Origin of the sequence: Swingsia samuiensis (assembly GCF_006542355.1) — a bacterium.
GTDB lineage: Bacteria > Pseudomonadota > Alphaproteobacteria > Acetobacterales > Acetobacteraceae > Gluconobacter > Gluconobacter samuiensis.
Genome location: NZ_CP038141.1, coordinates 262501 through 272500, shown reverse-complemented (window position 1 = coordinate 272500; position 10000 = coordinate 262501). Strand labels below are relative to the sequence as shown.

The window sequence follows — 10000 nt, the reverse complement described above, 5'->3', positions numbered from 1 at the left end:
GATGACGTATAGGGCCTGACGCCTGCCCGGTGCCGGAAGGTTAAGAGGAGATGTGCAAGCGTTGAATCGAAGCCCCGGTAAACGGCGGCCGTAACTATAACGGTCCTAAGGTAGCGAAATTCCTTGTCGGGTAAGTTCCGACCTGCACGAATGGCGTAACGACTTCCCCACTGTCTCCAGCATCGGCTCAGCGAAATTGAATTCCCCGTGAAGATGCGGGGTACCCGCGGTCAGACGGAAAGACCCTATGAACCTTTACTGCAACTTTGCAGTGGCATCAGGAAAATTCTGTGTAGGATAGGTGGGAGGCTTTGAAGCCGGGGCGCCAGCACCGGTGGAGCCATCCTTGAAATACCACCCTGAATTTTTCTGATGTCTAACCGAGACCAGTAAGCCTGGTCCGGGACCCTGCATGGTGGGCAGTTTGACTGGGGCGGTCGCCTCCCAAAGTGTAACGGAGGCGCGCGATGGTGGGCTCAGGCCGGTCGGAAACCGGCTGTTGAGTGCAATGGCATAAGCCCGCCTGACTGTGAGAGTGACAGCTCGATCAGAGACGAAAGTCGGCCATAGTGATCCGGTGGTCCCACGTGGACGGGCCATCGCTCAACGGATAAAAGGTACTCTAGGGATAACAGGCTGATCTCCCCCAAGAGTCCACATCGACGGGGAGGTTTGGCACCTCGATGTCGGCTCATCACATCCTGGGGCTGGAGCAGGTCCCAAGGGTTCGGCTGTTCGCCGATTAAAGTGGTACGTGAGCTGGGTTTAGAACGTCGTGAGACAGTTCGGTCCCTATCTGCCGTGGGTGTAAGAGACTTGAGAGGATTTGTCCCTAGTACGAGAGGACCGGGATGAACGCACCTCTGGTGCACCGGTTGTCGCGCCAGCGGCACAGCCGGGTAGCTAAGTGCGGACGGGATAACCGCTGAAAGCATCTAAGCGGGAAACCCACCTCAAAACGAGGTCTCATAGAGCCGTGATAGACCATCACGTTAATAGGCCGGGTGTGAAAGTGCAGCAATGCATGCAGCTAACCGGTCCTAATCGCTCATACCTCTCACATCAACACATGCACAGAAATCAGTCACACTCCTCATTCAATACACCAACCCAATCACCACCCTCTCATGATAGGGTGAGCTAGAAGACCTGGTGGCTTTGGCGAGGGATCTACACCCGATCCCATCCCGAACTCGGACGTGAAAACCCTCAGCGCCTATGATACTGCACCTTAAGGTGCGGAAAAGTCGGTCGCCGCCAGGTCCCCTAGCTTACCCTCAATCCTCACCAACATATCCACCAGCGCGGGGTGGAGCAGCCCGGTAGCTCGTCAGGCTCATAACCTGAAGGCCGCAGGTTCAAATCCTGCCCCCGCAACCAATCCCCCATCAAAATCTAAAGCACCACAGCCACATCAGATAATGATGAAGCTTGAAGAGGCTACGAGCACGTTACACAATACGGTTTTTGTCATCCGCTAATAACTCAGGTGGTTTAGTTGTATACCCTGAAGCTCCATTGAGCCCGGTCTAAGAATAGTAAGCAGAGTTGATTGAGTAAGATAGGCTGTGTGTTTTAAACGCCTAAGATAATGAAAAATCTATATTTAATTTCATAAAATGAAGTGGATAGAATATTTCTCTCTCCCTGAGAGTAGGGGGGTATTAAGTAGAAAGTTTGATATCAAAAAAGACCTTGAGCATTAAGGTATTTTTATGTTTTTATTTTTTTTAACAAAAAAAATAGTTATTTGTGTAATTATCTATTGTCATTTTGAATGTTTTTAATATTACTTTAAATTTAGTGTTCGCTATTAATCAGTGCATTCAATTGATTGTTTGTTTTTTAGTAAACACTAAAACATTACTTCAAAGGAAAAAGAGATGCGTGAACTTTCTACGTTTGAACTAGACGAAGTTTCTGGTGGATCTATCCTAGGAACATTCTTGGTTCCTCCTACAACTCAAGGCATTAGCGCCCTTTTCGGAAACTCTCTGATTGGTGCTTCTAACGTTGTTAACTCTTTGCAAGACTTCGTTAGCCCAGGCGCTGTTGCTATTACAGCTGTATCAGGCCCAATTGTCAGTGCAGTTCATCAGCTTGCTGACAAAGCAGTCTATGACGTATCTAAGTTCGTAAACGGTATTGGACAATCACTTGGTGGTTCCATCACCCCTGATTATCACTATGAAAACGAATGGGTTAAAGGCATCGACTAATTTATAGTTGATTTCTTTCTTCGTTACCCGGCGGCGTCAGTGCCGGGTAACTCCCTTTCCGGGGGATAGTCGTTCCAAGTATATATTGAAGCAAAATGTAAACTTTGCATCATCAAAAGCAGGATATCATGCAGAATAGATCATCTGATATAAATAGCCCTCTCAAGCTTACAAAAACCCAAATTGATAAACTCAACGTTGATACGCTTGGTGGTACAACAAATGCTTACCGAGGCTATCAGGACATGATCTCTTTTTTGCAAGATGCTATTTCTACGGGAACGAATACTCTCGATGCAGCAAGTACGTTTTGGTACCAGCAAGCCATCACAATTAATGGGAATGACCCAACTAGTTTTGGTAATATTTTTATCCATACAGCAACAAGTTATGGGCTTGCTTGGGATGGAAAAAGTGTAGATTTCCAGACTCTTTCCAACAAGATTGGCTTATCTGTTGTTTCTGGAACACTAAAAACGGGCAGTCTTCAACAAATTAATTCTATGTTGGAAGATGATATTGGAACATCCCTCAAATATGGCGGTATGACTCCTGGGGGCTGGGGCGGTTCTTTTTATTATTGGAACACGCCATTCCAAGGGAAACAAACTGTCGGAGACGCCATTATGGCGGATACCGCTCAGTATGATAAATTTATTGCTACGACCGCAAATGCCGTTGCCGTGACAGGAAATATGGCTATTCAGCAATTAGGACTGTCTTTTCATGCAGGGTCTATTAGTGACGAAGTTAATGAGTTTCTCAATATTTTAAATGTTGGTGTTCCTACGATTGTATCTTCTTCTGTTGAAGAAGGCGTTAAAGCAGAAGTTTTAGCCCGTGCTTTTGAGGAAGATGTACTTGGCCAAAGTGCAGCAGGAGACCCCAACTTCATCAATGGGCACGTTTATTTGGGTAAAAACTGGCTGACAGGCGAAGGTACTTGGATGGCGACATCTAGAGTAGATTCCAGCCCAGAAAAAGTGACCAGCAATCAAGAGTTAGATGCCTTACGAGCAACACGTATTCAAGAGCAAGATACAAAGTCTGGTAATGCATCAACCAACATTTTTGACACAGCGATTAAAACCGCGTCTGCGGCCGCAACGGGAAAAATTTCGCTGCCTTCTGAATTACAGAAAGCACCCGGAGCTGTTTTAACGTCAAAAACTCAAATTCCAGACGTAATGTTGAACCTTCCAGCACTGCCACAAAATCTTGTGAATGATACACTCAAGAATATCGTGTCAGATCTTTCTCATGGTGCAGGTGATTTCTTGTCTCCTTTTGTCAATGTTGTTGGATCGGGCTTTACGGATGTACTTAACTTAGCAGGCGGCATTTTAAATACAGCAACTCAAGCGAGCCATATACCTTCAACCGGAACAATGTCATCTACTCATAATGTGACGATTACACCGGCTCAGCATAATACTCTTTTTCCATCATTATTTAGCTAATTATGAACTTTTACCTGTTGTTAATAAAAAGATTAACGACAGGCCTCATGGTTTGTCGGTGTCTTTGTTCATAACGAACGGTATCTGAGCATATCAACTTTCTTGAACCTCTCGTCACAAGAAGTTTATAAGAAAGAGGTAAAGAGAACGATAAGGTGTGCTCAGTGTGTTGTCTGTTGTAAAGATTGTGAGGAATACTCGGAAAAACAAACAATATGCGGCGTATTTGGCCTGTTTGTATTTTTCAGTGGCTTCTGCTTTTGCAGCGGATCAAGGGGATCGTTTATCCTTACATCAAGCGATTCAGGCTGCGTGGGCTCATGACCCGGCACAAAATGAGGTGGGAATAAAAGAAGAAGGAGCGCACAAACGCGCTCATGCAGCACGGTCATGGTTCGCTGGAGGGCCCACATTTGATGCAAGTTATTATGACGATAGAGTAAGTGGCCGCCCATATGGTTATCGGACAACGCAAGCTGTTATTTCAGTACCTTTATGGCTGCCCGGGCAAGGGACAGCGACGGAACGGGTAGCGCAGGCGGATGTGCAAGCTGCACTGGCAGATAAAGACGTTGCGCATATGGTGGTGGCCATTCGAGTGACGGATGCCATGGCCGCCGTTCTTTTGGCGCATCGTCGGAAAGATTTGTTAGTATCTACGGTAGCTGCACTCCAACGTATTGATAGCGCCATTCGCACAGCACGGAGCATTGGAGAAAGCACGGATACCGATGTTCAAGCCGTTGGGGCTGAAATAGCGCAAGCAGAAAGTGACTTGTCGTTAGCAGAAGAAGAGGTTGAGGCCAGCCAAAGTGCTTTGGATATTTTAACCGGGCAGCCAACACCGGCAGATTTTTCTGGAATAGATCAGCATTGGGGGCTTTTTGTGCAGGCGTCGCATCATCAATGGGTGGATTTAGATGATCCGCGTGTGAAAGCTGTGCACCAAGCGACTGCCGTTGCGCGTGAGAAAGAACATCTTGCCGCTCGTAGCTTTATGCCGAATCCAGAGGTGGGGGTAGGGGTAATTAATCAGGGGCAGTATGGATCCCCTTGGGATACGCAGGTAGGTGTTAATGTGCGGGTTCCTCTTCCCAGTTCTGTTACATCAACACCTATACGTACCGCTGCACAAAGCGCTTTGGCAGCCGCCACGACACAGGAAATTATGACACGCCGTCAAGTCACGGCAGAAATGGTACGTGTGCAAGCACATTTGCGGAGCTCTATGGTTTCGGTTATGCGGACAGGAGTTGCCGCGCGGGATATGTCTTTAAGAGCGTCCGAGATGGAAAAATCATGGAAAAGTGGTGAGACGCCATTGATTGAAGCCGTGCGAGCGCGGATGGATGCTTACAATGCCCTTCTTATGTTTAATCGAGCAGAAATTAACCAGCAGGTTGCCATTATCCGAACAGTGATTGCTTTAGGATATATCCCATGAAAAAATTCTTGGTCGGATGTGTCGCATTTTTTTTACCCCATTGGGCGTATGCTGGATCTGCCTTATGGCAATCTCCTGTTGTGATGACAGAAGAAGCCCAAAAGAGTGAAGGGGTAGAGCTGTTTTATCCGACTGTCGGGGAGTTACACTTACCGATAGAGGCAATGGCTCGAGTTATTAAAAATGAAGCCAGTTCAGTTTCTATTCGGCCGGCGGGTGACGGAAAAGTTAGCTCTGTTTTAGTTATACCGGGGCAAAAGGTGCATGCAGGAGATGGTCTTATTTCCTATGTGGATCATTCATTGCATGTTGTGAAACTACAGTTGGAACAGGCGAATGCTCAGCTGGCACAAGCACGGGCTGATTTAGCAAATACGTCACAAGCGTATCATCGAGGGTTAGCGTTACGAGGGACAACCGTTTCCGCAGGGGAAGTTACACGGAGACAGGCTGCCTTTCAGAGTGCGCAGGCTGCCGTCCGGTATCATGAAGCTTCTATCCAAACTTTAAAACATCGCGTGGAAGAAGAGTTCAGTTCTTCTACGGAGAAGGTATTAGAAGAAGAAAAATCTCTTCTCATTTCTCCTGTTGATGGTGTTGTCGATTTTGTAAATACAGCAGTGAATAATGATATCAGCACGTCTGATGTTGTGGTGCGGATTTCTAATTTATCAACATTATGGGTTGAAGCGTATTTACCGCCAGAAGAAGCATCTAAAGTCGCAAATGGCTCACAAATGATACTGTCTGGTCTGGGAGATGGTGTTTCATTAAATGGAATAAAAGCGACTATTCATTCTATTGACGAGGAAGTCGATACCGATAGTGGGCTTGTTAAGGTTATTGCTTTTTTGCCTGACCATAAAACGAATATAAACCTGCATCCGGGAATACCTTTGAATGCTCGTCTTGAAAGTACGGATAAGGCCCGAGGGTTCATTATTTCGTCGCAAGCTTTGCAGAATATTGATGGCCATAGTTTTGTTTATAAACAAACATCCCCCGATCATTTCACGCCTATACCTGTGAAAGTGCTTCTTGAGGGGAGTGGCCAAAGTGTTGTTGAAGGAAATTTAACACATACCGATCATGTGGTTGGGAAAGGGAGTTTCTCTTTAAAAGCAGTGGCCATGCTGGGCGAGACTGGAGGAGATTAACTGTGTTTGATTTTTTCCAGCGACAACGATTTTTTATATTTGGTCTTTTAGTTGCGTTATGTGTTGGCGGAATTGTTGCGGTTAATGGCCTGCCTGTAGAGCCTGTGCCTGATATTTCTCCGCGTCAAGTTATGGTGTCTGCTACGGTTCCCGGATTGGCAACGGAGGAAGTTGAAAAGCTGCTTACTTTTCCAATGGAGGTTAGCTTCACAGGTCTTCCGGGTGTGATTGATCTGAGGTCTGTGTCTCGGACCGGGGTTGCCGTTGTTTATTTACAGTTTGAAGATCATACAAATATTGATTTTGACAGAACTCTTGTTGCTGAGCGCTTAACGACTGCGCGTGATAATATTGCGGTTCCACATGTTAGCATTCAGATGGGCCCCCGTGCGACAGGCATGGGAGAAATAATGCAATTTCAGCTCGTTGGTCCTGGTTATTCCTTGATGGATCTGAACCGGGTTTTGCAGTGGAATGTCATACCTCAATTAAAACTCTTACCCGGTGTTGCTGATGTTAATGGGAACGGAGGGGCAGAGGAGACCTATCAGGTTGTTTTGGATCCGGTTCGTTTGCGTGCATATAACGTTTCTGTTCCAGAAGTGTATAGTGCGATGGATGCGAATAATGCCTCGGCAGGGGGTGGGTGGATTAATCACCATGCAGAGCAGCAGGTGATTATTGGTCGTGCTTTGATTAACGACCTGCCATCGTTAGGGATGATCCCCGTAAAAATGGGAAAAAATGGATCAGTTGTTCGTGTTAAGGATGTAGGGAGAGTTGTTTTAGGACCAAGAACGCGCTTGGGGGCTGCTACGCGTGATGGAAAGGGGGAAGCAGTTATAGGCGTGGTATTGATGCAGGATGGTGCGAGTTCAAACGCAGTTTTGTCAAAAATTAATAAAACCTTACCGCAGATACAGCATAGTTTACCGCCCGGTATGAAGATCGTTCCGTATTATGAGCGTTCTGTTTTAACGGAAGAAACCATATCGACCGTAAAAGAAAATTTGGTCATAGGTGCTTTCCTTGTTCTTTTCGTTTTGATTGTCGTGCTGGGAGATTGGCGGGCGGCTCTTGTTATTAGTTCAGCTATACCTGTTGCGCTATTATGTGCATTTATTGGTATGCGTATTTTTGGTGTTTCTGCGAATTTATTAAGTTTGGGAGCGATCGATTTTGGAATGATCGTTGATAGCTCTTTAGTTATTATCGAACATTTCTTGACTATTCGTCAGGTTGAGGGCGAACAAAGATCGGTCAAAGACGCAGCCGTTCAATCTGCTCGGCTTGTCATTCGTCCTGTAACATTTTCAATTTTTGTAATTATAGCAGTTTATTTACCTATTTTGTCGCTTCAAGGCATTGAGGGAAAAATGTTTAGACCTATGGCAGAGACGGTTGTCATGGGTTTGCTTACCTCTCTTGTCTATTGTTTTGTTTGTATCCCTGTTCTTGCAACTGTGTTTTTGCGTCATCCTGTCTCAGAAGATCATGAAACACGCTTTATTCGCTTTTTACGTAAATATTATGATCCGGCATTATTATGGACAGAGCAGCATAGTCGAACGGTGATTTTAGGAACGACTTTGCTTTTTATATTATCGATGGGGTTAACTTTTCGATTGGGAGGAGAGTTTGTTCCAACGCTTGAAGAAGGGTCTTTAGCCGTTGCTGCGACACGTTTGCCAAGTGCTTCTCTTGATACTGTGATTGAAGGCGTGACCAGAGAAGAAAAAATTATTCGTTCATTTCCCGAGGTAAAAACAGTTGTCAGTAATATTGGAACAGCTGCTATTCCAACAGATCCAATGGGACAAAATGAGGCTGATAGCTTTATTATTTTGAAACCACGCTCTCAGTGGGGCTCGCATCATACGACGCAATCAGACCTCGTTCGAGATATGTCGGCCGCTTTAAAGGAAAAAGTACCGAGTGCCAGTTACGAATGGTCGCAGCCGATTCAAATGCGGATGGATGATTTGTTATCGGGAGTTCGAACCCAACTGGCTATTTCGATCTATGGTGATGATTTAGATGAGTTGAATGGTTTAGCTGAGCAGGTAAGTAGTGTTGTGAACTCAGTTCCAGGGGCAGCAGATGTGGCATTACTTGGAGGAGGAGTTATGCCATTCTTGCACTTGGATGTAGACCGTGATGCCGCGGCTCGTTATGGCGTAGCTGTTTCAGATATTTTGGATGAGATAACGGCAATTGGTGGCTACGTTGGTAAGTCCGTTATTTTGAATAATTCAATTATCCCAGTGCAAGTTAGTTTGGCTCATATTTCTGTAAATTCGATTTCAAAAATAGAGAAATTACCGATTCATCGTGCTGATGGGCATGGCTGGGTTCCACTTGGGAGTGTTTGTAAAGTTGTAAGTGTGGACGGATGGACACGGATTGATCGGGATCGAGTTCATAGGCGTATAATTGTTCAGGCAAATGTGCGAGGGAGGGATGTGAGCTCTTTCGTCTCTCAGGCACAGCAAGCCGTTCAGGACAAAGTTAAGATGCCGCCGGGATATCAGATTGTCTGGGCGGGTCAATTTCAAAATTTGCGTTCAGCCGTTGCTCGTTTATTGCTTGTGTTGCCGATTGCTTTTGCGGTTATCTTTGCCCTGCTTATTGCTGCTCTTGGGTCTGTAAAAGCGTCTTCCCTTGTTTTTATTAATTTACCGATAGCTGCTACGGGCGGAATATTAGCTCTTTATGTGAGAGGTATGCCTTTTAGTATCGCTGCAGGTATAGGGTTTATCGCCTTGTTTGGGGTCGCAATATTGAATGGTGTTGTTTTAGTGAGCCAAATTAGGATTTTTGAAAAAGAAGGAATGAATATCCGGCAAGCATCGCTGGAGGCAGCAAAAGCGCGTTTTCGCCCTGTCATGGCGACTGCAAGCGTTGCGAGTTTGGGTTTTTTTCCGATGGCCTTTTCTGGGAGTATGGGAGCTGAAGTAGAAAAGCCTTTGGCGACCGTAGTTATAGGAGGGCTTATTACCTCCACATTATTAACGTTAATTGTTTTCCCGACTTTGTATGCGAGAGTCTTTAAAACGGTCGAATAAGGAGAATAAGAAACCCAAAAAAATGTGCTTGTGGGTTTCTTATTGGGCTTATTTACCTTGGAAAGTATTGCTGCTGATGAATGGTAATGCAGCACCAGCACTTAGATATGTTGGCATTGTTCCATTCCATCGATCGAGCGCTTTTTGTTGAAGAAGCGCGGGTGTTAAAGATTGAGATATAGCACTATTAGCTTTGGCTTGCGCTTGGGATGTGACCAAAAGGGCCTGCGCTTGTCCTTGAGCAGTTGCAATAGCAGCATCTGCTTGTGCTTTTGCTTGAACGACTTGTTCCTGCGCTGAAATTTGTGCTTGTTGAAGCGTGTATTGGGCTTGCAGAGCTTGTTGTTGCGCTACCTGCTTGGCTTCAATCGCTTGATTATAGGCCGGAGAGAATTCAAAATTTGCTATATTCACAGCTTCAATATTTAAATGATATGGTAAAAGAGATTTAATAACGAGTTCTTTAATCTGATTATCAACTAAATCTCTTTTTGTAATTAATTCTTCAGCATTATAATTTGCAGTAATCGCTCGCACATCGTTTGATACGGTTGGTTCGATAATGCGTTGTCCGAGAGTTTCGAGGGTTCTGAAATCACGGAAAAAGTTAGGAGCGTCAATTGGATTAATATGGAACGTAACAGAGACAGTCGTA

Annotated in this window: 6 protein-coding genes, 1 tRNA gene and 2 rRNA genes (2 of these 9 running past the window's edge); 8 read left to right on the top strand and 1 reads right to left on the bottom strand. The window is 45.3% G+C overall.

Going from position 1 to position 10000, the window contains the following annotated elements; genetic code table 11:
- The 8 genes from E3D00_RS01255 to E3D00_RS01220 all read left to right on the top strand — a co-directional run.
- Window positions 1-1064 (top strand): 23S ribosomal RNA (locus E3D00_RS01255); it begins 1673 nt to the left of the window's first position.
- 84 nt (window positions 1065-1148) lie between these two features.
- Window positions 1149-1263: ribosomal RNA gene (gene rrf, locus E3D00_RS01250) — 5S ribosomal RNA — on the top strand.
- A gap of 40 nt (window positions 1264-1303) precedes the next feature.
- A tRNA-Met gene (locus E3D00_RS01245) sits at window positions 1304-1380 on the top strand.
- A gap of 503 nt (window positions 1381-1883) precedes the next feature.
- The gene (locus E3D00_RS01240; RefSeq protein ID WP_141459223.1) at window positions 1884-2219 is read left to right on the top strand and encodes a hypothetical protein; all 336 of its coding nucleotides are present in this window, start codon (window positions 1884-1886) and stop codon (window positions 2217-2219) included.
- Window positions 2220-2347: 128 nt separating this feature from the next.
- A complete protein-coding gene (locus E3D00_RS01235; RefSeq protein ID WP_141459221.1) occupies window positions 2348-3679 on the top strand; it encodes a hypothetical protein in 1332 nt (443 codons plus the stop codon).
- Window positions 3680-3845: 166 nt separating this feature from the next.
- The gene (locus tag E3D00_RS01230) at window positions 3846-5123 is read left to right on the top strand and encodes a TolC family protein (RefSeq protein ID WP_246091455.1); all 1278 of its coding nucleotides are present in this window, start codon (window positions 3846-3848) and stop codon (window positions 5121-5123) included.
- Complete coding sequence (locus E3D00_RS01225) at window positions 5120-6280, top strand: efflux RND transporter periplasmic adaptor subunit (RefSeq protein WP_246091454.1); 1161 nt, start codon at window positions 5120-5122, stop codon at window positions 6278-6280. The genes E3D00_RS01230 and E3D00_RS01225 overlap by 4 nt, the downstream gene beginning before the upstream one ends.
- A gap of 2 nt (window positions 6281-6282) precedes the next feature.
- Window positions 6283-9345, top strand: a complete 3063-nt coding sequence (locus E3D00_RS01220; RefSeq protein WP_141459220.1) for an efflux RND transporter permease subunit — start codon at window positions 6283-6285, stop codon at window positions 9343-9345.
- A 48-nt stretch (window positions 9346-9393) separates the two neighbouring features.
- Here the strand turns inward: E3D00_RS01220 and E3D00_RS01215 are convergent, their stop codons facing one another.
- Window positions 9394-10000 carry the 3' portion of a prohibitin family protein gene (locus E3D00_RS01215; protein WP_141459218.1) on the bottom strand. The gene runs 284 nt beyond the window's last position, so the window shows 607 of its 891 coding nt (coding positions 285-891); its start codon lies beyond the right edge, outside the window; it ends in the stop codon at window positions 9394-9396.